Below are 26,792 nucleotides of genomic sequence, written 5' to 3'. Positions count from 1 at the left end.
CGCGGCTACAGGATCGGCTCACACCCGATCGCCTTGCCCCCGGCGGTGAGGAACTGGCGCACCAGGTCCTTCTGATCGGGGAACAAGTAGCGCTTGTCGAGGGTGGGTTCGTACCCGCCGTCGACGGAGAAGAAGACGTCCCTGCCGTGGCATGTGACGACCAGCTCGGTGGCTGTTTCGTTGCCGATCTGACGAGCCCGCCCGTATGGGGACGGACGTGCGCCTTCCTTCTGGTCCAGGGCGGTGGTCCGCGGCTCCGTCGTGATCGCGAACGTCTGTGGCAGGCTGCCCAGTGACCGCCTGGTGATCGTGCAGGACCAGATCGGGTCGGACGCGGTGGTCACCTGCTGCTGGTACGGCCACTGGGCCTCGGGGTCCTTCGCGGGCGCGAACCCGGGCAGGTCGCAGAGCTCGGCCCAGTTCGGCGCCGCCTCGGTCCCCTTGGCCGACAGGCTCTGTGGCATCGGCAGCTTCTGGTCCGCGCACCGGTTCGCCTTGGCGGCCCTGTTGGCGAAGGCCACGGCCAGCCGGGCCCTGGTCTCGTCCCGGCCCTCCCCTGCGGTCTCCACCTCGGCGCGCAGGCCCTTGTCGCACCCCTCGGGGAGCAGGGCCCACGCCTTTTGCGAGGTCACCGAGCCGACCGAGCCGCCGGAGAACAGTCGGGCATCCGGCGCGGCCAGGCTGTGCGGACCCTTGGTGTCGAGTGCGATGGCGAACCACACGGTCTTCCTGGTCGTCTCGAACAGGCCGGAGCTGACCGTCGCGGAGCAGCCGTAGCCGGAGGAGGCCGCCATCGTCGAGTGCTTCTCGCGCTTGTTCTCACTGATCCGCCCGGATCCCAGCACATCGTGCACCTGGCCCGCCGTGGCCGCCCCGTCGCACACGCTGTCCGGCCCGCCGACGTTCGTCAGCCGGTACAGCAGGAACCACGACACCCCCACCACGATGACGGACAGCACCGCTGCCGCCCGCACCCGCAGCCGCCAGGTGGTGAACCCGCGCGCAGTCAGCGCGGCGTCCAGGCGCTTGCCCGCGCCCTGCGCGTGCCCGGGCTCCTCGTCCGCTTGTTGCGTTCCCTGCTTCATATCGCCCTCTCAGCGTCCGCCCAGCGCATTGCGGTAGGTCCCGTTGACCCCGGTGCTGTAACTGCTGGACACCTGGAACAGCAGGTCCTGCATCACGCTGCCGCTCTCGCCGATCTGTTTGTCGGTGAGGCCGGCCAGTTCGGCCCGCTTCCTGATCATGGTGTCGAGTTGGTTCTCACCTGCGGAGAACATCTTCGCCAGCTGCTCCTGCGTTGACTTGTCCTCCTCGGTGTTGAGCCCGTTCGCCCATTCCGACGTGCCGACGTCGACGAGCCGCTGGACGTAGTCCCCCACGACCGGGATGGGGGTCAGCGGAGTGCCGATGAGGTGGTAGTTCACCTTCGCCGCCCAGTTGTTCTTGAACACCGCGTCGTCGTGGTGGTGGGTGATGACATCCGACTGGGTGCCGCTGAGGACGCCCAGGACCTGTCCGGCCTCGTGGACGAACCCCTCGATCCTGGGGTTGGGTCGCCCGGTGCTGTCCGGCCAGAACGCATCGGTCGGGAAGGTGTCGAGCCGCCGGGCCAGTTCCTGGCTCTCGGCGTAGTGGATGGTCTGGAACGCCGCCGGGTCCTCGGCCACTCCTCGGATGGCGCGGATCATCTGGTCCCGGTCGATGACCAGTCCGCTGGTCTCGGAGTGTCCGCCGAGCTTCTTCCCGAGGACCTCGTACGTGTCGGGCGCGTAGTCGGCGATCATGTGGGCGAGCGGACGACGCATCACGGACGGCAGTTCGGCCGCGTGACCTGCGGTGTCGCCGCCGAACGAGGTGATGGCCTCGGACATGATGCGCGCCATCGCCGCGTCGTGCGGGCGGACCGGAGGCTGGTTGCCATGGGGGTCCCGCCCTGTCGTGGCGGCCTCCAGGGCGTCACCGAACGCGGCGCGGGAGGTGTCGCGGGCGAGGCCGCTGTCGAGGTTCTGCTCGTTTCCCTGGAACGGCCACTTCCGGTCGTGCAGCAGGTAGTCCAGGTTCTTGCTCTTCCCGGGGTCGAAGAAGTCCTTCGAGGCATCGGGGGTGCGGCTCAGAGCCTTCATCAGGCCGCCCATGGGGTCGGTCTGGTCGGCCAGGGTCTCCCAGTTGCGGCCCCAGAGGTCCTCGCCCTTGGTCTTGCTGGTGCGCTCGTAGTCGACCAGGTCGTTGCCGACCTTGAGCAGGAACGCCTTGTCGTACGTCCCCTTGGCCCCCATCAGCGCCGTCAGCGCCGGGTAGTTGTCGTTGAACCCCGCCGCCGAGCCTCCCGGGCGGCGGGCGGCGGCCAGCAGGCCGTCCTCCCAGGCCTTGCCCATTCCCCCGTCACGGGTGGCCGTGGCGAGCACCACCGACAGGTTGCCGTAGACGTCCTGGTAGCCCTTGGCGTTGTGGTTGCCGTGGGCGAGGCCGGCGTAGACCTTGCTGTATTCCAGCAGGGCGTCCGGGCCGGTCTTCCCGCCGTGGTCGAGGCCGTTGAGCAGCGTGGTGGAGAAGTCCTTGTTGCCCGCGTTGGCGGCCATGATGTTCTGCAGCTGCTTCAGCTGCGGATCGCTGAGGCTGCCGGCCCTGGCCATCAGGTCCTTGGCCCGGTTGGCGTCGGCGACCGGGCCGCTGCCGTAGGGCGCGGGATTGAAGGCTGTGGTGCTGGTGCCGATGTCGCCCTGGAGTGCGGCGCTGGCCCGCTGGTCGGCGGAGTCGGCCTTCTCGACGGCCTTCGTCAGCCGGGCCGCGATGGCCTCGGCCTTGACCGCGAGCGCCTGAGCCAGCTTGGCGCCGTCGGGGTCGTTCCTCGTCTCCTTCGGCAGGCTCCAGTTGACCTGGCCGTCCGCGGTGACGGTCAGGTTGTCGCTCTGGGCGTCGTGGATCGCCGTGTCGAGGTCGCGGCGGGCGGCGGCGAAGTCCTCGGCGGCGGTCTTCATGATCGCGGCGAGGGCGGTGGCGACGGCCGAGGCCTGCTTGAAGTCGCCGTCGACGGCCTGGAGCACCTTGGTCGCGTCGTCGGCGGCCGCGCCCTTCCAACCGGCCCGCTGTGCGGTGCTGGTGAGGTCCTTGGCGACCCGGCCGTCCAGGGCGGTGAGGGCTTTGGCGACGCCGGCCCAGGCTTCGGCGGCGTCGGTGATCCCGGAGAAGTCGGCCTCGTGCAGTTCCTTGAAGGACACCATGTGTCCGGTTTCCCCCTTCTGGTCTTCCGACTGCTGTTCTTCTGGGGCCGAGCAGGGCCGAGCAAGGCCGAGCAGGCCAAGCAGGGCCGAGCAAGGCCAAGCAGGCCAAGCAGCCCCTAGCGGCCCGCGCGGAGGTCGGCGGCGGTCGCGGCTTCGTTGGCGCTGTAGGACTGCTGGGTCCTGTCGAGGTTGCCGGCGGCCGTGCCGAGCGTGTCGTGCAGGGCCTTGCACTGCTGCATCCAGCGCTCGGTGCAGCCGGTGAGGGCGCCGCCGAAGGAGAAGCCGCGGATCCTGGTCGACGCGGTGCTCGCGTACTCGGTGAGGCTGTGTGCGCCGGGCCCGGCCTTGCCGTTCGCGTTGTCGAGGTCGGTGGCGATCTGTCGGGCCATCCCGGCCGAGGCGTTGAGTTCGTGCGGGACGTCCAGCCGGGTGGTCACCAGGCCCGGCGGAAGGACGGGCGCGTTGCCACCGGACTGGACGGGTGGCTGGACGGGTGGGGCGTACGGCGCGGTCCTGGCCGAGCCGGGTGCCGGAGCCGAGGTCGGCGAGACCGGCCCGGTGGTGAAGTACGGGCTAACCATGCGTGTGCAACTCCTTCTCGTCGAGAAGGGGTCAATCCCCCCTGTGGCATGACGACCGTACAGGGACGCTCCGTCAGTGCACTGACGCACCCTCCGTGTTCGCGGTCGCACGGCTGGTGGATGGGGGAGGAGGTCTTGTTACCGGCGGGTCGCTTCTCTATCATCACGGGTGTTACAGCTTTACTGTCAAACCCAGAAGGGTTCTGCAGCCAGTGCGTGACACGAGCAGTCCGCCGGGCGCCACGGCCGCCGGCCCCGGCCCGTTGGCGGGGGTGCGGGTGGTCGAGCTCGCGGGGATCGGGCCGGGGCCGTTCGCGGCGATGCTGCTGGCCGACCTGGGCGCCGACGTGGTGCGGGTGGACCGGCCGGATCCGTCGCCGCTGGGCATCGATCCGGCGTACGACGTGACCAACCGGAACAAGCGGTCGGTGCTGGTCGACCTCAAGTCCCCGGCGGGGCCCGGCCTGGTGCTGGACCTGGTCGAGCGGGCGGACCTGCTGATCGAGGGCTACCGGCCCGGGGTCGCGGAGCGGCTCGGAGTCGGGCCGCAGCACTGCCTGGCCCGCAACCCGGCGCTGGTGTACGGGCGGATGACCGGGTGGGGGCAGCAGGGCCCGCGCGCCGCCAGTGCCGGGCACGACCTCGGGTACGCGGCGGTGGCCGGGGTGCTCGGCCTGGTCGCGGGGCCGGGCGGGCCCGAGGAGGCGCCCGGCATCCCGGCCAACCTGCTGGGCGACTACGCGGGCGGCTCGCTCTACCTGGTCGTCGGCCTGCTCGCCGGGCTGCACCACGCCAGGAGCACCGGCGCCGGCCAGGTCGTCGACGCCGCGATCGTGGACGGCGCGGCGCACCTGTCCAGCATGCTGTGGGGGCTGCTGGCGGCCGGCCACTGGCAGGACCGCCGGGGCGCCAACCTGCTGGACGGCGGCGCGCCGTTCTACGCGGTCTACCGGGCGGCCGACGGCGGACACCTGGCCGTGGGGGCGCTGGAGCCGCAGTTCTACGCCGAGTTCGCCCGGCTGCTGGACCTCGGTCCGCAGGCGCCCGGGCAGTACGACCTGGCCCGCTGGCCCGAACTGCGGGCCCTGATCGCCGACCGCTTCGCCACCCGGACCAGGGCCGAGTGGGAGGCCGTCTTCGCCGGCTCCGACGCCTGTGTGGAGCCGGTACTGACGATGCATCAGGCGGCCCGGGAGGAACATCTGTTGGAGCGCGGAACCTATGTCGAGGCGGGCGGCGTCACCCAGCCCGCCCCCGCCCCGCGCTTCTCCGCCACCCCCGGCGCGCTGCGCCGCCCGCCGGCCCGGCCGGGCGCGGACACCGCCGAAGTGGCCCGCGACTGGGCTGTCCCGTCCCTCGACTCCGGCAGCTCCGGCAGCTCCGGCGACTCCGGAAACGTTGGCAACTCCGATGCAGGACAAGGAGCGTAGCGTTGCAGCGCGAGATCTTCACCGAGCAGCACGAGGACTTCCGGGCCGCCGTGCGGGCCTTCCTCGCCAAGGAGGTGCTGCCGCACTACGACCGCTGGGAGAAGGCCGGCATCGTCGACCGCTCGGCCTGGCTGGCGGCCGGCCGCCAGGGCCTGCTCGGGATGGCCGTCCCCGAGGAGTACGGCGGCGGGGGCGCCCCGGACTTCCGCTACGCCGCCGTGCTGGCCGAGGAGTTCGCCCGGGCCGGCGCCTCCGGGCTGGCCATCGGCCTGCACAACGACATCATCGGCCCCTACCTCACCTCGCTCGCCACCGAGGAGCAGAAGCGCCGCTGGCTGCCCGGCTTCTGCAGCGGCGAGCTGATCACCGCGATCGCGATGACCGAGCCCGGCACCGGCTCCGACCTCCAGGGCATCCGCACCCAGGCCGTCGACCGGGGTGACCACTACCTGCTCAACGGCGCCAAGACCTTCATCTCCAACGGCATCCTCGCCGACCTGGTGGTCGTGGTCGCCCGCACCACCCCCGAGGGCGGCGCGCACGGGCTGAGCCTGCTGGTGGTCGAGCGCGGCACGCCCGGCTTCGAGCGCGGCCGCAACCTGGACAAGATCGGCCAGAAGGCCCAGGACACCGCCGAGTTGTTCTTCGAGGACGTCCGGGTGCCGAAGGCGAACCTGCTCGGCGAGCTCAACGGCGGCTTCGTCCACCTGATGCAGAACCTCGCCCAGGAGCGGCTGACCATCGCGGCCGCGGCGATCGCCGGCGCCGAGTACCTGGTCGAGATCACCACCGACTACGTCAAGCAGCGCGAGGCCTTCGGCCGCCCGCTGGCCAAGCTCCAGCACGTGCGCTTCGAGATCGCCGAACTCGCCACCGAGTGCGCCGTCACCCGGGCCTTCGTCGACCGCTGCATCACCGAGCACAACCGCTACGCGCTCACCCCGGTGGACGCCTCGATGGCCAAGTGGTGGGCCACCGAACTGCAGAAGCGCACCGCCGACCGCTGCCTCCAGCTGCACGGCGGGTACGGGTACATGAGCGAGTTCCCGGTCGCCCGGGCGTTCACCGACGGCCGGATCCAGACCATCTACGGCGGCACCACCGAGATCATGAAGGAGATCGTCGGCCGGTCCGTCCTCGGCTGAGACCTCCCGCGAAACCCCCTGCCCCGAAAGGCGTTTGACCGTGACCACCGAAGCGTACGTCTACGACGCGATCCGCACCCCGCGCGGCCGGGGCAAGGCCACCGGCTCGCTGCACGGCACCAAGCCGATCGACCTCGTCGTCGGCCTGATCCACGAACTGCGCAACCGGCACCCGGAGTTGGACCCGGCGGCGATCGACGACATCGTGCTCGGCGTGGTCAGCCCGGTCGGTGACCAGGGCTCCGACATCGCCCGGATCGCGGCCATCGCGGCCGGCCTGCCCGACACGGTGGCCGGCGTCCAGGAGAACCGCTTCTGCGCCTCCGGCTTGGAGGCCGTCAACCTGGCCGCCGCCAAGGTCCGTTCGGGCTGGGAGGACCTCATCCTGGCCGGCGGCGTCGAGTCGATGTCCCGGGTCAAGATGGCCTCCGACGGTGGCGCCTGGTTCGCGGACCCGATGACCGCGTACGAGACCAACTTCGTCCCGCAGGGCATCGGCGCCGACCTGATCGCCACCATCGAGGGCTTCTCCCGCACCGACGTGGACGCCTTCGCCGCCGAATCCCAGGCCCGCGCCGCCAAGGCGCAGGCGGACGGCCTGTTCGACCGCTCGGTGGTCCCGGTCCGCGACCGCAACGGCCTGGTCGTGCTGGAGCGCGACGAGTTCATCCGTCCCGGCACCACCGTCGAGACCCTGGCCGGCCTCAAGCCCTCCTTCGCCGGCATCGGCGAGGCCGGCGGCTTCGACGCCGTCGCCCTGCAGAAGTACCACTGGGTCGAGGCCATCGACCACGTCCACCACGCCGGCAACTCCTCCGGCATCGTCGACGGCGCCGCGCTCGTCGCCATCGGCAGCCGGGAGATCGGCGAGCGGTACGGGCTGCGCCCGCGCGCCCGGATCGTCTCCGCCGCCGTCTCCGGCTCCGAGCCCACCATCATGCTCACCGGCCCCGCCCCGGCCACCCGCAAGGCGCTCGCCAAGGCCGGGCTCACCGCCGCCGACATCGACCTGGTCGAGATCAACGAGGCCTTCGCGGCGGTCGCCCTGCGCTTCATCCGCGAACTGGGCTTCCGGCCCGAGCAGGTCAACGTCAACGGCGGCGCGATCGCCCTCGGCCACCCGCTCGGCGCCACCGGCGCGATGCTGCTCGGCACCGTGGTCGACGAGTTGGAGCGGCGCGACCTGCGCTACGGCCTGATCACCCTGTGCGTGGGCGGCGGCATGGGCGTCGCCACCATCGTCGAGCGCATCTGACCCACTGTCCCTCGGATCCCCTCGGAGACCCTGAACTCATGAGCGACACCACCACCATCCGCTGGGAGCAGGACCAGGACGGCGTGGTCACCCTCGTCCTCGACGACCCGACCCAGTCCGTCAACACCATGAACGAGGCCTTCACCGCCGACTTCGACGCCGTCGTCGACCGGCTGGCCGGCCTCGCCGCCGCCGACGGGCTGCGCGGCGTGATCGTCACCTCCGGGAAGAAGACCTTCTTCGCCGGGGGAGACCTCCGGCTGCTCTCCGCCGCCCGCCCCGAGGACGCCGCCGCCGTCTTCGAGAAGTCCCAGCGGATCAAGCGCGCGCTGCGCAGGCTGGAGACCCTCGGCAAGCCGGTCGTCGCCGCCGTCAACGGCAGCGCGCTCGGCGGCGGCCTGGAGATCGCCCTCGCCTGCCACCACCGGATCGCCCTGGACGACCCCGCCAGCCGGCTCGGCCTGCCCGAGGTCACCCTCGGCCTGCTGCCGGGCGGCGGCGGAGTGGTCCGCACGGTACGGCTGTTCGGCATCACCGACGCCCTGCTGAAGTTCCTCCTGGAGGGCCGCCAGTACCGCCCGGCGCAGGCCCTGGAACACGGGCTGGTCCACGAACTCGTCGCCACCCCGGAGGAATTGACCGCCCGGGCGCGGGCCTGGATCGAGGCCAACCCGGCCGCCGTCCAGCCCTGGGACGTCAAGGGCCACAAGATCCCCGGCGGCACCCCGGCCAACCCGGCGTTCGCCGCCAACCTGCCCGCCTTCCCGGCCAACCTGCGCAAGCAGCTGAACGGCGCGCCCTACCCGGCCCCGCGCAACATCCTGGCCGCCGCCGTGGAGAGCGCCCAGGTCGACATCGACACCGCGATGGCGATCGAGGCCCGCTACTTCACCGAGCTCGCCTGCGGACAGACCAGCAAGAACATGATCCAGGCGCTGTTCTTCGACCTCCAGGCGGTCAACTCCGGCGCCGGCCGCCCCCAGGGCGTCGAGAAGCGGCTCGTCCGCAAGGTCGCCGTGCTCGGCGCCGGGATGATGGGCGCGGGCATCGCCTACACCTGTGCCAAGGCCGGCATCGAGGTCGTGCTCAAGGACGTGAGCATGGCCGCCGCCGAACGCGGCAAGGCCTACTCCGCCGGGCTGCTGGACAAGGCGATCGCCCGCGGCCGCTCCACCGAGGCCAAGAAGGACGCGCTGCTCGCCCGGATCACCCCCACCGCCGAGGCCGCGGACCTGGCCGGCTGCGATGCGGTGATCGAGGCCGTCTTCGAGAACACCGAGCTCAAGCACAAGGTGTTCCAGGAGGTCGAGGGCGTCCTCGCCCCCGACGCGCTGCTCTGCTCCAACACCTCCACCCTGCCGATCGGGCTGCTCGCCGAAGGCGTCGAGCGCACCGCGGACTTCATCGGGCTGCACTTCTTCTCCCCGGTCGACAAGATGCGCCTGGTCGAGATCATCCGGGGCCCGCAGACCGGTGACGAGGCCCTCGCACGCGCCTTCGACCTGGTCCGGCAGATCGACCGGACCCCGATCGTGGTCAACGACTCGCGCGGCTTCTTCACCTCGCGGGTCATCGGCCAGTTCCTCAACGAGGGCGTCGCCATGGTCGGCGAGGGCGTCCCCCCGGCCAGCATCGAGCAGGCCGCCGCCCAGGCCGGCTACCCGGCCAAGGTGCTCTCGCTGATGGACGAGCTCACCCTCACCCTGCCGCGCAAGATCCGCGACGAGTACCGGCGCGCGGTCGAGGCCGCCGGCGGCGGCTGGACGCCCCACCCGGCCGACGCGGTGGTCGACCGGATGGTCGACGAGTTCGGCCGCCCCGGGCGCAGCGGCGGCGCCGGCTTCTACGAGTACGGCGAGGACGGCAGGCGCGGGCGGCTCTGGCCGGGGCTGCGCGAGCACTTCGGCCGGCCGGCCGCGGACGTCCCCTTCGAGGACATTCCCTTCGAGGACCTCAAGGAGCGGATGCTGTTCAGCGAGGCGCTGGACTCGGTGCGCTGCCTGGAGGAGGGCGTGCTGACCTCGGTCGCCGACGCCAACGTGGGCTCCATCCTGGGCATCGGCTTCCCGGCCTGGACGGGCGGCGTGTTCCAGTACATCAACGGGTACGAGGGCGGCCCGGCCGGCTTCGCGGCCCGCGCCCGCGAACTCGCAGCCGCCTACGGCGAACGGTTCGCGCCGCCGGCGCTGCTGGAGCGGATCGCGGCGGAGGGGCGCACCTTCACCGACTGACCGTCAGACCTGGGCGGGTGGGGCCGGGTGCCGGACGGCCCCACCCGGCTCCTCCTGCGGTTCCCCGCCCAGGTCCTTGCCCGGTTCCCCGCTCAGCTCCCCGCCGAGTTCCTCCCGCAGCGAGCGCTGGAACGCCGTGACCAGTGCCTGCGCCGCCATCGGCTGGATGTGGTCCGTCAGCGCCCTCATCCGGGCCAGCTCGTCCGGCGCCGGCTCGCTCTCCCGGTAGGGCCGCCACACCGTCTCCCGGAACAGCCGCTGCAACTCCCGGGCCGTCGCCCGGCTGTGCTCCAGCACCACCGCCCGCGCGGCCAGCAGCGTCTCCAGCGGGATCGGCACGTCCAGGATCCGCACCCCCAGCGGCAGCAGGCCCGGATCCACCCGGAACAGCTCCGGATCGGCCGTCCGCTCCAACGCCCCCATCGCGACCAGGCGTTCCACCTGTTCCTCCGACAGCCCCCGCCCGGCCCGCCGCTCCAACTGGGCCCGGCCCAGTTCCTCCGCCGCCTCGGGCGTCCAGGACGCCACCAGTGCCCGGTGGATCGCCAGGTCCAGCGGTGTGCTGTCCTCCGGCAGCCGGGACAGGTACCGCTCGATCGCGGCCAGCGTCAGGCCCTGGCGCTGCAACTCCTCGATCAGCTCCAGCCGGTCCAGGTGCGCCGCCCCGTACAGCCCGACCCGGCGCGGCCCCAGCTCCGGCGGCGGCAGCAGGCCCTTCGTCCCGTAGAACCGCACCGTCCGGACCGTCACCCCGGCCCGCGCCGCCAGCTCGTCGACCGTCAGCCGCACCCCGCTCCCGTCTCCCACGGTCCCGAGCTCCCCCATCTGCCGCCTCCTGCACTGGCACACTTCCACTGTGACAGCAGCAGTGTGACAGTGCCCGTCCCCCTGGTCCACCGGCTCCTCCACGGGCTGGTCCACCGGCTGTTCCACCGGCGACGGCGGCCCGCCGCGCACGTGAGTCCGCCCCCGCCGCTGGGGAGCGGCGGGGGGCGGACTCGGGGTGCTGGTGCCTCTGGCCGCGCTGCTTCCGGCCGGAACCTGCTCGGGCCGGAGCCTGCTCTGACCGGCGCTGCTCCTGTGCTGCGGCGCGGCTGGTCCCGGCCTCCGCGGCGTGGGGCTACCGGGCGCCGGCGTCGGCCAGGTCGGCGTGGTGGCGGCGGGTGACCTCGGGATGGGCCCGGGTGTAGCCCTTCCACTCGTTGAGGCCGAACTCGGCGAACAGCGGGTTGTCCGGATCCTCGGTGGCGCCGGGGGCGTGCCGGGCGAACGGGAAGTCCAGCGGCTCGATGTGGGCGTCGAGGCGGGGGTTGTAGAAGAACGGGACGGAGAAGCGCTCGCGGGCGCCGACCGGGCTGACCACGCGGTGGTTGGTGGCCTTGAGGTAGCCGTCGGTGGCCACCTCCAGCAGTTCGCCGAGGTTGACGACGAAGGCGCCCGGCATCGGCGGGACCTCCAGGAAGGTGCCGTCCGGGCGCTCGACCTGGAGGCCGCCGACGGTGTCCTGGAGCAGCAGCGTGATGAAGCCGTAGTCCTTGTGGGCGCCGACGCCCTGGCCGGCGCCGTCCGGAGCGGTGCCGGGGTAGCGGACCAGCTTGAGCCGCAGGTGGGGGTGGCCGGCGAAGGCCTCGTCGTAGAAGTCGGGGCGGGCGCCGATCGCGGTGAGGAGCTCGTGCAGCAGTCGGCGGGCGGTGCCGCTGAGGTGGTCGATCCAGCCGAGCGCGGCGGTGCGCAGCTCGGGGAGCGCCGCGGGCCACTGGTTGGGGCCCTCCAGCCACCAGTACGGGGGCTCGCCGGTGCCGGGGACGTGCGGGGGCAGCTCGGCGCCGATGTCCAGCTGGTCGCGCCAGTCCTGGCTGCCGCCGGTGCGCTCGTCGCCGGTGCGGGTGTAGCCGCGGTAGTGGGGGGAGTTGAGGTTGCTCACGGAGAGCCGGTCGGCCTCGGGGAGGGCGAAGAAGGCGCGCATCGCGTCGGTGAGCGCGGCCGTCTCCTGCGGGGTGATGCCGTGGCCGACGAGCTGGAAGAACCCGACGTCGGTGGCCGCGGCACGGAGTTCGTCGTGCAGCCGGCGGCGGTCGTCCGGGCCGCCGTCGGCGAGCGAGAGGTCGATCACCGGGAGGGAGTCGGATATGGGGGTGTACTGCTGCGACATGTGTGACATCCGCTGGTCTCGTCCCGGCCGGTCCCGGTGATCGACCGGGGGATGGCCGGAGTGACCGCCTGGTGCGGCGGGTGCTCCGGAAGCCGGGAGGTGGAGGCGGCCGGGTGGAGGCTGCCCTTGAGGGTGGGTGGCGCGAGGTTCAGCTGGAGCGTCGACAGGACATGCTTGTCACGCGGAGCAGGTCCACGTGGCGACGGCGAACAAGGATGAGCACGTCACCAGCGTAGATGACCTTGACCGGAGCGGGCGAGCCCCCTGCAGCGGAGGGCGGCCTCTCACTTGGCGGTGGCCGTTCAAGGGCTGGAAAGCAGTGACGGCGGGGCGGGGCGGTGGGGAAGGCCCGCCCCGCCCCGCCGGTGGCTCAGGCCAGCCGCGCCGCCGCGTACGCCTCCATGGCGGCCCGCTGGTACGCGGCCAGGCCCGGGGTGATGGCCTCGTACGCGGCGCTCCACTGGGCGTTCTCCGTGCAGGAGCGCGCGATCGCGCGGAACTCCTCGACGGAGACCGTCCGGAGCGCGGTGAGTGCCTGGTACTCGGCGTCGATGTGGGTCTGCACGGGCTCGGCGTCGGCCGGGTGGCCGGCCGCCAGCAGCTCCGCCAGGCGGATCATCCGCGCCGTCCGCTCGCGCTGTCCGGCCTCGACGTCGGCCTGGCTCATCGCGGCGGTGGCGCGTCGCGCCGCCTCGGCGTGCTCGGGGAAGTCCCGCAGGCTCTCCTCGACGTCGCCGGGCTGGATGCCCTCGAACAGGTTCTCCGGTCGGTTGATGCTGGTCATGGGTGTGCCGTCCTCTCGGGAACGTTCCAGGTCGGCGATCGTGCGGGAGACGGTGGCGGCCAGGGTGTCCAGCCGGTCGCGCTCGGCGAGCAGCCGGTGCCGGTGGTCCCGCAGGGCCTCCAGCTCGTCCACCTGGTCGCCCAGGATCCGGGCGATCTCGGTCAGCCCGACCCCCAGCGCCCGCAGTACGAGGATCTGTTGCAGCTGGAGCAACTGCCGTTCCTCGTAGTAGCGGTGGCCGTTGGAGCCGATCCAGGCCGGAGGCAGCAGCCCGATCTCGTCGTAGTGCCGCAGGGTCCGGGCGGTCACGCCCGACATCCGGACGACTTCCGCGATCGGCCAGGCCGCTGCCATGCGCCGTCTCCCTCGTTCACGTTCGCTTGGACCGGGGCCGGTTCCTCCGGCCCTGGTCACGACGGTAGAAGCTGCCGCTGCGGCAGCTTCAAGCCCCGAGACCGTCCCGGGGTCGGAACCAGTCGAGGGACTGCCCGTGCGGTCCGGTGAAGGCCACCGGCCGCTCGTCCAGGGCGAGCGCGAACAGCCCGGATCCGGCGGGCGCCGGGTGGGGGAGGCGCCGCTCGACGGTCGGCAGCACCGGGACGGCCTCGTTGGAGATCCAGTGCCCGGGCAGGCCGCGCATGGTCACCGCGAACTCCTCCCGCGCCTCCGGGGACAGGTAGGCGAGCACCGCGCTGTGGAACACCACCGGCGTGGCACCGGCGGGCACCTGCGCCACCAACTCCCGTACCGTCGCGTTGAGGTCGCCGCGCACCAGGTGCGGCGGCTCGGCCCGGGCGACCTGGACGGCGCCGCGCAGCCGCTCCAGCCGGTGGGCCTGCTCGGGCCAGACCAGTGACTCCAGCCAGCGCATGTCCTCCTCGTCCCGGACGTCCAGCGGGTTGAGGTCGATCCCGGCGCGCCAGACCACCTCGGGCAGCCGCTCCCGCAGCGACGTCGGCAGCGGTACCGGCCCGCGCACCGCGCACTCCAGCGTCACCGGGCTCTCCTGGGCGCCGAACTCGACCGCCGGGCCGCCTACTTCGTCCGCTTCGCCTGTTTCAACCATGTACCGGTACCGGTACCGGTCCGGGTAGAGGCAGAGCCCCGCCGAGGCCCCCACCTCGATCAGCGCGAGCGGCTGCGGCAGCGCCGCCAGCAGCGGCAGCAGGGTGGCGCACCGGCCGGCCTCGTTGGTCTGCGTCCGCCGTCGCAGCATCGTCGCCGCGACCTCTGCCCAGTGCGCCGCCACCCAGGTGCGGAAGGCCGGATAGCCGGCCGTCACCGGTCCGCCGAGGTGGCGGACCGAGCCGAACAGTAGGTTCGGCTGCCGCTTCGCGGCCGGCAGCCCGTCCAGCAGGGCGCACAACTCGTCGTCCCCGGCGGCGTGTTCGGCGAGGTCCTGGTAGTTCGCCGAGTTGCCGCGCGCCTCCCGCTCCGCGAAGGCCCGGTAGAGGTCCCCGACAGCACTGTCCACGTTCCGTACTTCCTTTCTCTCCGACTCTCTTCAGCTCTCGTCAGCTCTCTTCAACGAATTGGCGCAGCCCTGGCCGTGCCCTTCCCGTGCCTTTGCCGTCCGCTGTACGGGCGCCAACCCGGCCCCCACGAGAGCGAGATCGCCACCGCCACCGCCCGGAGGCGGACAGGACCTACGGCTGCGCCGCCGCCCGCAGCGCGGACACCAGCGCGCCGAGCACCGGCTGCCCCCAGGCGCCCTCGCGTACCGCGGCGTGCAGTGCACGGACCGGCTCCGGGCCGCGGAGCCGGCGCACGGTGACGCCCGGGTGGCGCTGGGCGAGCCCGAGGGCGGGGACCAGGGCGACGCCGAGTCCGGCCGCGACGAAGCCCTGCGCCGTCGCGTAGTCGGCGCTGTCCACCGCGACGGACGGCCCGAACCCGGCCGCGTCGCAGGCAGCCCGGACGACCTCCCGGCACGGGCCGGGCGGCTCGGCCCCCACCCAGGGCTCGTCCGCGAGCTCGGCGAGGTCCAGGACGCGCTTCGCGGCGAGCCGGTGGCCCTTGGGCAGCACCGCCCGGTACGGGTCGTCGCACAGGTGGACCAGCCGCAGGCCCGGGTGCGCGGCGCCGTCGGACCGGACCACCACCGCGAGGTCGGCCCGGCCGTCCAGCACCTCGGTGAGCGGGTCCTCCGGGTCGGTCATGCCGAGGTCGAGCCGTACGCCCGGGTGCGTCCGGCGGAACGCGGCCACCGCCGGGGCCACCAACGCGGCGCCGGCCGTGGCGAAGTAGCGCACGGTCAGGCTGCCGCTGCGCCCGGCCCGCAGGTCGGCCAGCGCCGCGCCGGCCTCCGCGACCTGCCGCTCGATGACGGCGGCGTGCCCGGCGAGCAGCAGTCCGGCGGCGGTCGGCCGCACGCCGCGCCCGACGCGTTCCAGCAGGGCCGTCCCGGTCTCCCGTTCCAGCACCGCCACCTGCTGGCTGACGGCGGACGGGGTGTAGCCGAGTGCGCCGGCCGCCGCGCTCACCGAGCCGTGGTCGACCACGGCCCGCAGGACCTGCATCCGTCGGACGTCGAGCACCTCAGTCATGTAGCTCAGCTTAAAGGTGGTGAAGAACATTTCGCTTGTGCTACCGCATCCCGTCGCGGGACCGTCGTCGAACACCCCGCCCCCCGACACCGCCCCCGACGCCCGGAACCCGACGCCCGAAACCCGACACCGTCACCTCGACAGAAGGAGCACCGCCCGTGCTGCGGATGGCCGTTCTCGCCCTGTTCTGGGGCTCGGGCTACCTCTGGATCCGGCTCGCGCTCCAGCACGGGCTCACCCCCGTGCAGATCACCGTGCTCCGCTCGGTCCTCGGCGCCGCCCTCCTGCTGCTGCTCGCCCGTTCCGCCCGGCAGCGCCTGCCGCGCGGCGCCGCCGTCTGGCGCCGGCTCACGCTGGCGGCGCTGCTCTGCAACGCGCTGCCGTTCCTCCTGACCGCGTACGGCGAGCGCGGCATCGGTTCCGGCCTGGCCGGAGTGCTGCACGCGACCACTCCGCTCTGGTCCCTGCTGGTCGGCCTCGCCCTCGGCACCGAACGCGCCCGCGGCCCGCTGCGGTTGGGCGGTCTGGTGCTCGGCTTCGCGGGCGTGCTGCTGATCTTCTCCCCGTGGCGGGACGGCGGCGGCCTCCCGGCCCTGCCCGCGCTCGCCCTGCTCGGCGCGGCGGCCAGTTACGCGATCGCCTTCGCCTACATGGCCCGTGCTCTCACCGGTACGGGAACGGGCCCGTTGGCCCTCTCCGCCGCCCAGCTCACCGCCGCGGCCGGGCTGAGCACGCTCGCGCTCCCGGTCGGCGGCTCGCTCGACCCGGTCGCGGGCGCCGATCCGCTCGGGCTCGTCGCCGTCGCCGTCCTCGGCGTCGCCTGCACCGGGCTCACGTTCCACCTCAACTACCGCCTCATCGCCACGGAGGGCCCCACGAGTGCGGCCACCGTCGGCTATCTGCTGCCGGTGGTCTCCACGGCGCTCGGCGCGCTCGTCCTCGGCGAGGAGCTGACGATCCGGACCGTCGCCGGAATGATCGTCGTACTCGCCGGTGTTGCCCTGACGAAACGTCACCGGACCCAGGCCCCAGCCCCCATGCCGAACCCCACCGCTGCACGCGACTGAACGGACCATGCACCCCCACTCCCTCTGGCGAACTGCCGACTTCCGCACCCTCTTCACCGCGACCGCCCTCGCCCAACTCGGCACCAACGTCGGCTACGTCGCCGTCCCGCTGATCGCCGTCGAGGCGCTCGACGCGAGCCCGGGGCAGGTCGGCGCCCTCGCCACCCTGAGCACCCTCGCCTTCCTGCTCATCGGCCTGCCTGCCGGCGCCTGGGTGGACCGGATGCGCCACCGCCGCGTGCTGATCGTCGCCGACCTGGTGAAGGCCGCGCTGTACGCCTCCATCCCGCTCGCCTGGTGGCTGGGCGGTCTCACCCTCTGGCAGCTGTACGCGGTCGCACTGCTCGCCGGCTGCGCGACGGTCTTCTTCGACGTCGGCTCGCAGAGCGTGCTGCCCCGGCTGGTCGGCCGCGGGCACCTGGTGCAGGCGAACGCCGCCGTCGTCGGCCTGATGGCGGTCGGCAACGTCGCCGGGCGTGGTGCGGGCGGCCTGCTGGTCCAACTGCTCACCGCGCCGTTCGCGATCGTCGCGACCGCGCTCAGCCACCTCGGCTCGGCGCTTCGCCTGATCGGGCTGCGCCGTACCCCCGCCCCCGAGCCGACCGCCGACAGGAGCGGCGGCGGGGACGCCGACAGGGGCAGCGGCAGGGGCAGGGGCGGCGGGCTCGGAGCGCAGATCGCCGAAGGGCTGCGGCACGTCCTCGGCAACCGGGAACTGCGCGCGCTCGCCCTCACCGCGGCCCTCACCAACCTGGGTTTCCAACTCGTCAACACCCTGCTCCCGGTGCTGTTCGTGCGGGAACTGGGCCTTTCCGCCGGGGCGTTGGGCCTGTTCTGGGCGGTCGGCGGGGTCGGCATCCTGCTCGGCTCGCGCTGCGCCCGCCCGATCGCCGCCCGGCTCGGCTACGGACGCACGCTCGGCCTGGCCGGCGCCTGCGTGGCGCCCGCCGGGCTGCTGGTGCCGCTGATCGGGCACGGCCCCTGGCTGTTCGCGGCGGGGGCGGGCTGGCTGCTGGTCTCGCTCAAGACCGGGATGGACAACGTCCTCGGGGTGAGCCTGCGCCAGCGGATGACCCCGGACGCGCTCCTCGGCCGGATGAACGCCACCTTCCGCTTCCTGCTCACCGGCGCGCTCGCGATCGGCTCCGCGCTGTCCGGGCTGCTCGGCGAACTCGTCGGCCTGCGGGCCACCCTCTGGTGCGGCGGAGCCGTCCTCGCGGTGGCCTTCCTGCCGGTCTTCCTCTCCCCGATCCGCACCCGCCGCCGGCTCCCCGAAGCCGAAGCCGACGCCGAAACCGAAGCCTCCGAAGTCCCCGCCCCCGCGCAGACCCCCACCCGGCTCCCCGCACAGCCCCGACAGGCCTGAGGCCTACCAGCCCGGCCCGTGCCCCGGCTGCCAGTCCAGCCCCAGGTGCGGGCGCGGGCGGTAGATCCGCAGCAGCGCGGTCACCGACCAGACGACCAGGGTCAGCAGGGCGTAGAACAGCAGCAGCGCCCAGAACGGCGTGGTGGACATGCTCCCGTCCTCGAACCGGCACCAGGCGTCCGGCGGCAGCCAGGACGCGCCCGTCTCCAGCAGCCGGCCGCCGCCGGGGACCAGGCCCTGTTCGCAGCGCTCGCCGAAGTCCAGTGACCGCACGTACAGCAGCCCGTACAGCGAGCCCGCCGCCGCGAGGGACAGGACGGCGCTGAAGGTGAGCAGCACCGCCCGCCGTCGCCCGGTCGCCGTACGGATGTTCGTCACCGGGGCAGCGTACCGGCGCACCGTCCGGGGCGCCCGGTGATCACCCGAGCAGGCCGCCCATGTGCGCGTCCTCGGCGAGCAGCCGCCACGAGCACCCGGGCGAGGCGAACGCCTCCGGGTCGACGGCCTCGACGAGCCGGTCCACCACGGTGCTCAGCAGCGACTGCGGGTCGAACACCGCCCAGGTGTCCCGGCCGCGCCCGCAGTCCCAGCGCTCCCACTCGGCGCGCAGCCGCTCGTACGTCCACAGCGCGTACAGCAGGGCGGACAGGTCGCGGTTGAGGTAGGCCTCCGGCTGGCCGTCGTCGTACCAGTCCGGCAGCTCCAGGCGGCCGGTGACACCGTCCAGGGCGATCGTCAGATCCGTCGGCCAGTCCCCGAGCGCCAGGAACTCCCGCTGGTACGGGCGCTCCTCCTCGCCGTCGAAGTACTCCGGGTACGCCTCCGCCATCGTGACCAGCGGCTCCTCGCAGACCCCGAACATCGCCCCGCCCAGCGGCAGTCCGATCTCGGTCAGCAGCCGCCGGGTCGGCTTGTGCACCAGCCCGGCGGGCAGCTCCTGCGCCCGGTAGCGGTGCACCAGGCCCGCGCCGCCCTCCTCGCCCGTCAGCGCGGCGAGCTCCGCCACCAGCTCCGGGCCGACCTCGTACGCCGGACCGCCCGGACCGCCCGGCAGCGCGCCCCAGCCCAGTGCTCGTACGAGCAGCGCCGTGCCCCAGTGCGCGGGCGGCGTCTGCGCGGGCGGCGTCTGTTCGGGCGGCGTCTGTTCGGGCGGGGTCTGCGTGGGCGGCGTCGCGGACCGCCCGAACAGCCCGGGGTCGATCTCCCGCATCCGCCGTTCGGCCCCGGCCGTCACCTCGGCGACCACCGCGGGGCCGCGCCGCCCGTCCAGCGCGTCCGCCCGCCGGGCCGACTCGGCGACCGCCTCCACCTCCCGCACCAGCCCGGCCAGCGCGGGCAGACCGGAGGCCAGCAGATCCCGCCGCGGGCCCGGTCCGCCGAGGAACACCTTGCCGGTCGTTCCGTCGAGCAGCACCAGGCCGCCGGCCGCGGCGAAGGGCGCGCAGTACTCCGTCTCGCCCAGGACGAACAGCCGCTCCGCCTCCGGCAGCGCCGCCAACGCCCCGTCGCCGAGCACCCCGAAGTCCAGGAACGCCCCCGAGAGCGGCAGCCCCTCCCGGATCAGGAACTCCCGGCTCCCCGGGTGCACCACCCCACTCGGCAACCCGTCCGCCGCCACCCGCGCACACCCCACGTCCCTCACGCCCCCCGTGCCCCCCACGTCCCCCGCCCTCCACCGCCCCGACCCCTGACCCCCAGACCCTAGCCGCCCCGTCCGACACCAGCGCCGGCAAGCCACCGCAGGCGCCACCGCAGGGCTCCAGTCGTGCCGGGCGGGGTCAGCCGAGCCCGCCAGCCTCCCGGGCGGCCCGCTCCACGCGGGCGTGGTGGGCCTGCCACCAGGCCGCGTCGCCGGGGGCGGTGTTGATCCCGTCCGGGCGCTGGCCGGTGGCGCCGTCGACGAGTTCGCGGAGGAGGTCGGCGTGGCCGGCGTGGCGGTGGGTCTCGGAGATCATGTGGACGAGGACCCGGTGCAGGGTCTGCTCGGCCCGCCGGCCGAACGGTATCCGGCCGATCGCGTCCAGCGGCAGCGCCTCGATGGTGGCGTCGGTGTGCGCCCAGACCCGGCGGTAGCGCCCGGTGATCTCCTCGGTGGTCTCGTCCGCCCGCGCCCACAGGTCGGCGTTCGGCTCGGCGTCGCCGGTGAACCACAGCGGCGTCGGTTCGGGGAACGGCCGCCCGAAGGTGTCGCCGAAGTACATCGCCTCGGCCCCGGTGACGTGTTTGACCAGCCCCAGCAGGTTGGTCCCGGTCGGGGTCAGCGGGCGCCGGAGGTCGTACTCGGAGAGGCCGTCGAGCTTCCACAGCAGGACGTCGCGGGCGTCCTGGAGATAGATCCGGAGGTCGGTCTTGGGATCGGTCTTGGGGTCGGTTGCCGTCATGGCATCAGTCTGTTGATCGCGTCGGACCTGTCCACCGATTTCCGGCCCCGTCGATCAGAGTCGTCGATCAATCCCGTCGATCAACCCCGTCGATCAACCCGTCGATCGGAATCGCGACAGCCGGGACTTGGCGATGTTGCGGATGCGTCGGGTGCGGCCGTCCTCGGCCAGCGCGGACAGGGCGGTTCCGGCCGAGGACTCCTCGGCGGTGCGGAGCTGCAGCCAGTTGGACGCGGCGAGCAGCTGCCCGGTGTCCCACGGTTCGTCCAGGGCCATCGCCCGCAGCAGCGTCCACTCGCGCAGGCGCTGGGCGGCGAAGTCGTCCACTGCGACGGGCCCGGTCATCCGCTGGCACCAGGCGGGGTAGCCGGGGCCCGTGAGCAGTTCGGCGGCCCTGCGGTCGAGGTACTCGCCTACCGCGCCGTTCGCCATCCCCGGGTCGGGGTCGGTGAGTACGCGGGTGACGAGAGCAGCTGCGTCCTCCGGGGCGACTTCGGCGAAGGCCTGGCGGTAGAGCGCGAACCGTACGTGCTCGTCCGCATCGCCGCCGGGGTCGTCGGCCGGCACCTGCTCACCCAAGGTCACCACTTCTCTCGGTCGTTGTCGTGACGGATCACGTCGCGGTCGCGGCACCACGGGCGCCGGTCAATCTTCGCCGAGACCGGGCGGTGCCCGGCGGAGGGGGGCGCCCAGGGGCCGGCAAGGGGGAACTACGGAGTGTGACGGGTGGGGCGGGGAGGGTGTGGACTTGAATCTTTACGAACGAATGTTCGATCCTGGGGTTGTGTCCGTTTTCGAACCTGCTTTCGATTCCATCGCCGAGCGACCGACGCTCCGGCCGGTGGCGTCGGCCGCCGTGCCGGTGGAAGGGCGGGTCGGGAGGGGCGTGGTGCCGGTGGTGCCGGCGCTGCGGGAGGTGCTGCCGGACGGCGGGCTGCGGCGGGGGACGGCGGTGTCGGTGGCGGGCGGGGACACCGGGCTGCTGCTGGCGCTGGCGGCCGGGGTGAAGGAGACCGAGGGCGGTTGGGCGGCGGCCGTCGGGCTGCCGGACCTGGGACTGGCCGCGGCCGAGGGGTACGGGCTGGACCTGCGGCGGCTGCTGGTCGCGGACGACCCGGGGCCGCACTGGGCCGAGGTGGTGTCGGTGCTGGCCGGCGCGGTCGAACTGGTCATGCTGCGCCCGGACGGCCCGGTGCCGCCGAAGCTGGCCACCCGGCTGGCGGCGGTGCTGCGGCGCAGCGGCTGCGTGCTGCTGGTGGCCGGGCCGTGGCCGGGGGCGGCCCTGCGGCTCGGGGTCCGGTCCGGGCGCTGGTTCGGGCTGGGGGACGGTTACGGGCAGCTCGCCGGGCGGCAGGTGGAGGTGGTGGCCGAGGGGCGCGGTTCGGCGGTGCGCGGGCGGACCGCCCGGCTCTGGCTGCCGGACGAGCACGGCGCGGTACGGCCGGTCCTGGACAGACCGGTCCTGGACCGGCCGACCCTGGAGCGTCCCGTCCTGGAGCGCCCCGTTCCGGGGCGGCCCGGGGCCGTCGAGCAGCCGCTCGAACGGGTAGCGGTGGTGTGAGCGATGGCGGACGACAGGACACCGCGGGTGCTGGTGGTCTGGTGCCCGGACTGGCCGATGGCGGCCGTCACCGGCGACGACCCGGTGGCGGTGACCGAGGGCGGGCGGATCCTCGCCTGCTCGGCGGGTGCCCGGGCGGCCGGGGTGCGGCAGGGGCAGCGGCTCAAGCTGGCCCAGCGGCTCTGCCCGGCGCTGGAGCTGCGCGACCGCGATCCGGAAGCGGAGACCGGCCGCTTCGAGCCGGTGGTCGCGGCGGTGGAGGCGTTCACGCCCCGGGTGGAGGTGGTTCGCCCGGGCCTGTGCGCGATCCCGGTGAAGGGGCCGGGCCGCTACTTCGGCGGCGAGGAGGCGTTGGCGGCCAAGGTCCGGACGGCGGTGGCAGACGCGCTGGCGCGGGAGCCGGTACCGGACGCCGCCCCCGGCGCGGTCGCCGTGCCCGGTACGGGTGCCGCCCCTGCGACGGGGCACGCGCTGCCCCCGCCCGCCCAGGTCGGGGTCGCCGACGGACTGTTCGCCGCAGTGCTCGCCGCCCGCGCCGGAGTGCTGGTGCCGGCCGGGCGGACGGCGGAGTTCCTCGCGCCGTACCCGGTGGGCGTGCTCGGCGACGAGGCGCTGGCGGAGGTGCTGGGGCGGCTCGGCCTGCCGACCGTCGGGGCGTTCGCCGCGCTGCCGCCCGAGGCGGTCGCGGACCGCTTCGGCCCGGCCGGGGCGGTGGCGCACCGGCTGGCCCGGGGCTTGCAGCCGCGCCCGCTGGTGCCGCGCGACCAGGAGCCGGACCTCGCCGTCGAGCAGCGCTTCGACCCGCCCGAGTCGTTGGCGGAGCCGTTGGTGTTCGTCGCCCGCACGCTGGCCGAGCAGCTGCACCAGCGGCTGGCCGGGGCCGGGCTGACCTGCCGCCGGGTGGCCGTCGAGGTGGCCTGCGCGGACGGGCGGACGGCCTCGCGGCTGTGGCGGCACGAGGGCGGGCTGTCGGCGACGGCGCTGGCCGAGCGGGTCCGCTGGCAGCTCCAGGCCTGGCAGGGCGCGGGCACGTTCGCCGCGTCCGGGGAGGCGCCCGACGCCGGGTTCGCCCTGCTCCGGCTGGCCCCCGACGGCCTCTCCCCGGACCAGGGCCGCCAGTTGGCGCTGTGGGGCCAGGCGGTCGCGGACGACCGGGTGGAGCGCGCGGTGGCCCGGGTGCAGGCGGTGCTCGGGCACGCCGGGCTGCGCCGGATCGAGTCGGCCGGCGGGCGCGGTCCGGGCGAGCAGGCGGTCAAGGTGCCGTGGGGCGAGCCGTACGAGGCGGCGGGGCCGGCCGGCGCGCCCTGGCCCGGGCGGCTGCCGGACGTGTGGCCGGCGGTGGTGCTGCGGGAGCCGGTGCCGGTGCGGGTGCTGGACGAGGCCGGGCTGCCGGTCACGGTGGACGGCCGGGCGGGGGTGTCGGCCCGGCCGGCCCTGGTGGTGTTCCACGAGGGCCCGTCGGGCCGGGAGCAGCAGGGGCAGCAGGGGCGGCAGGGGCGACGGGAACGGGTGGACGGCTGGACCGGCCCCTGGCCGGCGGTCGAGTACTGGTGGGACCAGTCGCTCGCCCGCCGCCGGGCCCGGTTCCAGGTCGTGCTGGGCGGTGGCCGGGCGCTGCTGCTCACGGTGGAGGGGGGCGCGTGGTACCTGGAGGCCGGCTACGACTGACGGCCGCCGACCCGAGGGGGGATCCGAGGGGGGAGAGGTGACGAACCGCGAGAACGAAGGCGACCCCCGATGGGCTTCACCAGCCACCCCACCCTCCCCTGGAGCGAGCTGCACCGCCGCCTGACCGGCGCCGCGCCGGACCGTAAGGTCGTCCCCCTGCGCCGCCCCGCCCAGAAGGAGCCCGCCCCCGGAGCCCCCGGAACCCCTGGAGCCCCCGTCCCCGGAGCCCCCGTCGACGGCGGCGAGCCCTGGGCCGAACTGCACGTCCATTCCGCCTTCAGCTTCCTGGACGGCGCCAGCGACCCGGAGGACCTGGTCGCCGAGGCGGCCCGGCTGGGCGTGGAGACGCTGGCGATCACCGACCATGACGGCCTGTACGCCGCGGTCCGGCTGGCCGAGGCGGCCCGGGGGACGGGCGTGGCCACCGCGTTCGGCGCAGAACTGACGATCCGTCACGACAGCGCGGAGGTGGAACACTTGCTGGTCCTGGCCCGCGACCCGGCCGGCTACCGCCGGCTGTCCGCCGCGATCGCCGCCGCCCAACTGGCCGGCGGCGCGAAGGGCCGCCCGGCGTACGACCTCGCGGCACTGGCCGGGGCGCACGACGGGCACTGGGCGGTGCTCACCGGCTGCCGCCTCGGCCGCGTCCCGGCAAAACTCGACGACGGCACGGCCGGTCACCAACTCCGCACCCTGACCGAGGCGTTCGGCCGCGACAACGTCCACGTGGAGCTGATCGACCAGTGGCTTCCCGGTGACGACCGGCGCAATGACGCCCTCGCCGCGCTCGCCGCCGAGCAGGGCCTCCCGGTGGTCGCCTCCACCAACGCCCACCACGCCGGACCGGCTCAGGGCCGGCTGGCGCAGAGCCTGGCCGCGCTGCACGGGCGCCGCACCCTCCAGGACGCGGTCGGCTGGACGCGGGCCGCGGGCACCGCGCACCTGCGCTCCGGCCGGGAGATGGCCGCCCGGCTGGCCCGCTTCCCGGGGGTGCGGCGGGCCACCGCCGAACTCGGCCGTTCCTGCGCCTTCGACTTCACCAGGCTGGACCCGGAGCTCCCGGGCTTCCCCGTCCCGGAGGGCGAGAGCGAGATCAGCCACCTGCGCGCCCTGGTCGCCGCCGACGGCCCGGCCCGCTTCGGGCCCGGCAACGCGGCCGCCCGACGCCAGCTCGCCCTGGAGCTGGACGTCATCGAGGACCTCGACCTGGCCGGCTACTTCCTGATCGTGCACGACATCGTCGACTTCTGCCGGAGCCAGGACATCTGGTGCCAGGGCCGCGGCTCGGCCGCCAACTCGGCGGTCTGCTACGCCCTGGGGATCACCGCCGTCGACCCGGTCCACTACAAGCTGCTGTTCGAACGCTTTCTGTCCACCGCCCGGGACGGTCCGCCCGACATCGACCTGGACATCGAGAACCGCCGCCGCGAGGAGGTCATCCAGTACGTCTACCGCCGCTACGGCCGCGAGCACGCCGCGCAGGTCGCCAACGTGATCACCTACCGGCCCCGGCTGGCGATCCGCGACGCGGCCAGGGTGCTCGGCTACCCGCAGGGCCAGGTGGACGCGTTCAGCCGGCAGACCGACTTCCGCTCCGCGCCCGGCGCGGACGCCGTGATCCCCGCCGACGTGCTCTCGCTCGCCGGCCAACTCCACGGCCTGCCGCGCCACCTGGGCATCCACTCGGGCGGCATGGTGCTCACCAGGGAGCCGATCGGCGAGATCTGCCCGACCGAGTGGGCCCGGATGCCCGGGCGCTCGGTGCTGCAGTGGGACAAGGAGTCCACGGCCGGTGCCGGGTTGGTGAAGATCGACCTCCTCGGCCTCGGCATGCTCGCCGCGCTGCACGACGCCTGCGACCTGGTCGCCGAGCACCACGGCCTGCGCTACGACCTGGCCACCATCCCGGACGGCGACGCGGGCGTGTACGCGATGCTGCGCCGGGCGGACACCGTCGGCGTGTTCCAGGTCGAGTCGCGGGCCCAGATGGCGACGCTGCCCCGGCTCAAGCCGGACCACTTCTACGACCTGGTGGTCGAGGTCGCGCTGATCCGGCCGGGCCCGATCCAGGGCGGCTCCGTCCACCCGTACCTGCGCCGCCGGGCGGGCGCCGAACCGGCCGGCTGCCCGCACCCGCTGATGGAGAACGCGCTCGGCAAGACCCTCGGGGTGCCGCTGTTCCAGGAGCAGATGATGCAACTCGCCATCGACTGCGCCGGGTTCACGCCCGCCGAGGCGGACCGGCTGCGGCAGGCGATGGGCGCCAAGCGCTCGCACGAGCGGGTCGCCCGGCTGCGCGAGCGGCTGCTCGGCGGGATGGCCGAGCGCGGCATCCCCGAGGAGGTCGCCGAGGACGTCTACGGCAAGATCGAGGCGTTCTCCAACTACGGCTTCCCGGAGAGCCATGCGATCAGCTTCGCCTACCTGGTGTACGCCAGCGCCTGGCTCAAGTACCACTTCCCGGCGGCCTTCACCTGTGCCCTGTTGGCCAACCAGCCGATGGGCTTCTACTCGCCGCTGAGCCTGGTCGCGGACGCCCGGCGGCACGGCGTGCGGGTGCGCGGGGTGGACGTCAACGCCAGCGCGCCGCGCCCCACCCTGGAGCCGTACCGGGGGCCGACGCCGGAGCCGCCGCTGACCGCGGGCCGCCCGCAGCCGGCGATCCGGCTGGGCCTGGAGACGGTGCGCGGCATCGGCGCCCCGCAGGCCGCGGCGATCGCGGCCGGTCAGCCGTACGCCGACCTGGAGGACTTCGCGCGCCGCACCGGTCTGCCCGCGCCGGCGCTGGAGGCGCTGGCGACGGCGGGCGCCTTCGACTGCTTCGGCCTGACGCGACGTCAGGCACTCTGGACGGCAGGGGCGTTCGCCGGGATCTCGGCCGCACTGATCCCGGGGACCACGCCCGGGACGGAGGCGCCGCCGCTGCCCGGCATGAGCCCGGTCGAGGAGACCATCGCCGACCTGTGGGCGACCGGAACCTCCGCCACCAGCCACCCGCTCCAGCACCTGCGCGCCCGGCTGGAGCGCGGCGGCGCCCTGTCCGCCGCCGAACTCCCGGACGCGGCACCGGGATCGGAGGTGGTGGTCGGCGGCCTGGTCACCCACCGGCAGCGGCCGCCGACGGCCGGCGGGGTGCTCTTCCTCAGCCTGGAGGACGAGACCGGCCTGATCAACGTGGTCTGCAACCGCCCGGTCTGGGAGTCCCAGCGCCGCACGGCCCTGGACCGGGCCGGCCTGCTGGTCCACGGCCGCATCGAGCGCGACCGCGGCGCCACCAACCTGATCGCCACCCGGCTCACCCCGCTGCGGATCGGGCTCTGAGAGTCGCGGATCGGACTCCGAGCGGGGCGAGGCGGTGGCCTCCGGGCCTGCCGTCCGCACCGCCGCATACGGCGACCCGGTCG

Annotated in this window: 21 protein-coding genes; 9 read left to right on the top strand and 12 right to left on the bottom strand. The window is 73.9% G+C overall.

The features are described from left to right. Positions 1-5: 5 nt before the first annotated feature. The 3 genes from OG556_RS07355 to OG556_RS07345 form a co-directional block, all read right to left on the bottom strand. Positions 6-1,085, bottom strand: a complete 1,080-nt coding sequence (locus tag OG556_RS07355; RefSeq protein ID WP_371516397.1) for a hypothetical protein — start codon at positions 1,083-1,085, stop codon at positions 6-8. Positions 1,086-1,094: 9 nt separating this feature from the next. Next, positions 1,095-3,221, bottom strand: a complete 2,127-nt coding sequence (locus OG556_RS07350; protein WP_371516396.1) for a hypothetical protein — start codon at positions 3,219-3,221, stop codon at positions 1,095-1,097. A 116-nt stretch (positions 3,222-3,337) separates the two neighbouring features. Further along, entirely contained in the window at positions 3,338-3,802 is a 465-nt protein-coding gene (locus tag OG556_RS07345) for a hypothetical protein (protein WP_371516395.1), read from the bottom strand. Between the two features lie 212 nt (positions 3,803-4,014). Here OG556_RS07345 and OG556_RS07340 point away from each other — a divergent pair, with 212 nt between their 5' ends. From OG556_RS07340 to OG556_RS07325, 4 genes are read left to right on the top strand one after another with little or no spacing between them, the layout of a single operon-like run. After that, positions 4,015-5,232, top strand: coding sequence for a CaiB/BaiF CoA transferase family protein (locus tag OG556_RS07340; RefSeq protein WP_371516394.1), 1,218 nt, complete (start codon positions 4,015-4,017; stop codon positions 5,230-5,232). 2 nt (positions 5,233-5,234) lie between these two features. Beyond that, positions 5,235-6,377, top strand: a complete 1,143-nt coding sequence (locus OG556_RS07335) for an acyl-CoA dehydrogenase family protein (protein ID WP_371516393.1) — start codon at positions 5,235-5,237, stop codon at positions 6,375-6,377. Between the two features lie 40 nt (positions 6,378-6,417). Then, positions 6,418-7,632: an acetyl-CoA C-acetyltransferase gene (locus OG556_RS07330; protein WP_371516392.1), complete on the top strand. Its 1,215-nt coding sequence runs from the start codon at positions 6,418-6,420 to the stop codon at positions 7,630-7,632. Between the two features lie 38 nt (positions 7,633-7,670). Next, entirely contained in the window at positions 7,671-9,863 is a 2,193-nt protein-coding gene (locus OG556_RS07325) for a 3-hydroxyacyl-CoA dehydrogenase NAD-binding domain-containing protein (protein WP_371516391.1), read from the top strand. Between the two features lie 3 nt (positions 9,864-9,866). Here the strand turns inward: OG556_RS07325 and OG556_RS07320 are convergent, their stop codons facing one another. The 5 genes from OG556_RS07320 to OG556_RS07300 all read right to left on the bottom strand — a co-directional run bounded on the left by OG556_RS07320 (position 9,867) and on the right by OG556_RS07300 (position 15,318). After that, positions 9,867-10,688, bottom strand: coding sequence for a MerR family transcriptional regulator (locus tag OG556_RS07320; protein ID WP_371516390.1), 822 nt, complete (start codon positions 10,686-10,688; stop codon positions 9,867-9,869). A gap of 295 nt (positions 10,689-10,983) precedes the next feature. Beyond that, positions 10,984-12,015, bottom strand: a complete 1,032-nt coding sequence (locus OG556_RS07315; protein ID WP_371516389.1) for an isopenicillin N synthase family dioxygenase — start codon at positions 12,013-12,015, stop codon at positions 10,984-10,986. A 370-nt stretch (positions 12,016-12,385) separates the two neighbouring features. Then, on the bottom strand, positions 12,386-13,153 hold the full coding sequence (locus OG556_RS07310) for a MerR family transcriptional regulator (RefSeq protein ID WP_371516388.1): 768 nt from the start codon (positions 13,151-13,153) through the stop codon (positions 12,386-12,388). Between the two features lie 88 nt (positions 13,154-13,241). Beyond that, positions 13,242-14,273, bottom strand: coding sequence for a DUF2332 domain-containing protein (locus OG556_RS07305; protein WP_371516387.1), 1,032 nt, complete (start codon positions 14,271-14,273; stop codon positions 13,242-13,244). 172 nt (positions 14,274-14,445) lie between these two features. Further along, positions 14,446-15,318: a LysR family transcriptional regulator gene (locus OG556_RS07300; protein WP_371522608.1), complete on the bottom strand. Its 873-nt coding sequence runs from the start codon at positions 15,316-15,318 to the stop codon at positions 14,446-14,448. A 194-nt stretch (positions 15,319-15,512) separates the two neighbouring features. Between OG556_RS07300 and OG556_RS07295 the strand changes: the two genes are divergently transcribed. Together OG556_RS07295 and OG556_RS07290 are read left to right on the top strand one after the other, a co-directional pair. Then, entirely contained in the window at positions 15,513-16,412 is a 900-nt protein-coding gene (locus OG556_RS07295; protein ID WP_371522606.1) for a DMT family transporter, read from the top strand. Positions 16,413-16,419: 7 nt separating this feature from the next. After that, positions 16,420-17,778 carry an MFS transporter gene (locus tag OG556_RS07290; protein ID WP_371516386.1) on the top strand — a complete coding sequence of 453 codons (1,359 nt, stop codon included), beginning with the start codon at positions 16,420-16,422 and terminating at the stop codon, positions 17,776-17,778. Between the two features lie 3 nt (positions 17,779-17,781). Here OG556_RS07290 and OG556_RS07285 read toward each other — a convergent pair whose 3' ends face one another. The 4 genes from OG556_RS07285 to OG556_RS07270 all read right to left on the bottom strand — a co-directional run bounded on the left by OG556_RS07285 (position 17,782) and on the right by OG556_RS07270 (position 20,738). Beyond that, positions 17,782-18,156, bottom strand: a complete 375-nt coding sequence (locus tag OG556_RS07285; protein WP_371516385.1) for a hypothetical protein — start codon at positions 18,154-18,156, stop codon at positions 17,782-17,784. Positions 18,157-18,196: 40 nt separating this feature from the next. Next, the gene (locus OG556_RS07280) at positions 18,197-19,366 is read right to left on the bottom strand and encodes an SUKH-4 family immunity protein (RefSeq protein WP_371516384.1); all 1,170 of its coding nucleotides are present in this window, start codon (positions 19,364-19,366) and stop codon (positions 18,197-18,199) included. Positions 19,367-19,556: 190 nt separating this feature from the next. Continuing rightward, positions 19,557-20,159: a DinB family protein gene (locus tag OG556_RS07275; protein WP_371516383.1), complete on the bottom strand. Its 603-nt coding sequence runs from the start codon at positions 20,157-20,159 to the stop codon at positions 19,557-19,559. 93 nt (positions 20,160-20,252) lie between these two features. Continuing rightward, positions 20,253-20,738, bottom strand: a complete 486-nt coding sequence (locus tag OG556_RS07270) for a hypothetical protein (RefSeq protein ID WP_371516382.1) — start codon at positions 20,736-20,738, stop codon at positions 20,253-20,255. 262 nt (positions 20,739-21,000) lie between these two features. Between OG556_RS07270 and OG556_RS07265 the strand changes: the two genes are divergently transcribed. The 3 genes from OG556_RS07265 to OG556_RS07255 all read left to right on the top strand — a co-directional run bounded on the left by OG556_RS07265 (position 21,001) and on the right by OG556_RS07255 (position 26,709). Further along, positions 21,001-21,720 carry a hypothetical protein gene (locus OG556_RS07265; RefSeq protein WP_371516381.1) on the top strand — a complete coding sequence of 240 codons (720 nt, stop codon included), beginning with the start codon at positions 21,001-21,003 and terminating at the stop codon, positions 21,718-21,720. A 3-nt stretch (positions 21,721-21,723) separates the two neighbouring features. Next, positions 21,724-23,388: a DNA polymerase Y family protein gene (locus OG556_RS07260; protein WP_371516380.1), complete on the top strand. Its 1,665-nt coding sequence runs from the start codon at positions 21,724-21,726 to the stop codon at positions 23,386-23,388. 69 nt (positions 23,389-23,457) lie between these two features. After that, positions 23,458-26,709 carry an error-prone DNA polymerase gene (locus OG556_RS07255; protein WP_371516379.1) on the top strand — a complete coding sequence of 1,084 codons (3,252 nt, stop codon included), beginning with the start codon at positions 23,458-23,460 and terminating at the stop codon, positions 26,707-26,709. Positions 26,710-26,792 lie beyond the last annotated feature (83 nt).

It is taken from the genome of Kitasatospora sp. NBC_01300 (assembly GCF_041435235.1).
Lineage (GTDB): Bacteria > Actinomycetota > Actinomycetes > Streptomycetales > Streptomycetaceae > Kitasatospora.
The sequence above is the reverse complement of the archived record's forward strand: the minus strand, read 5'-3'. Positions and strand labels throughout refer to the sequence as shown.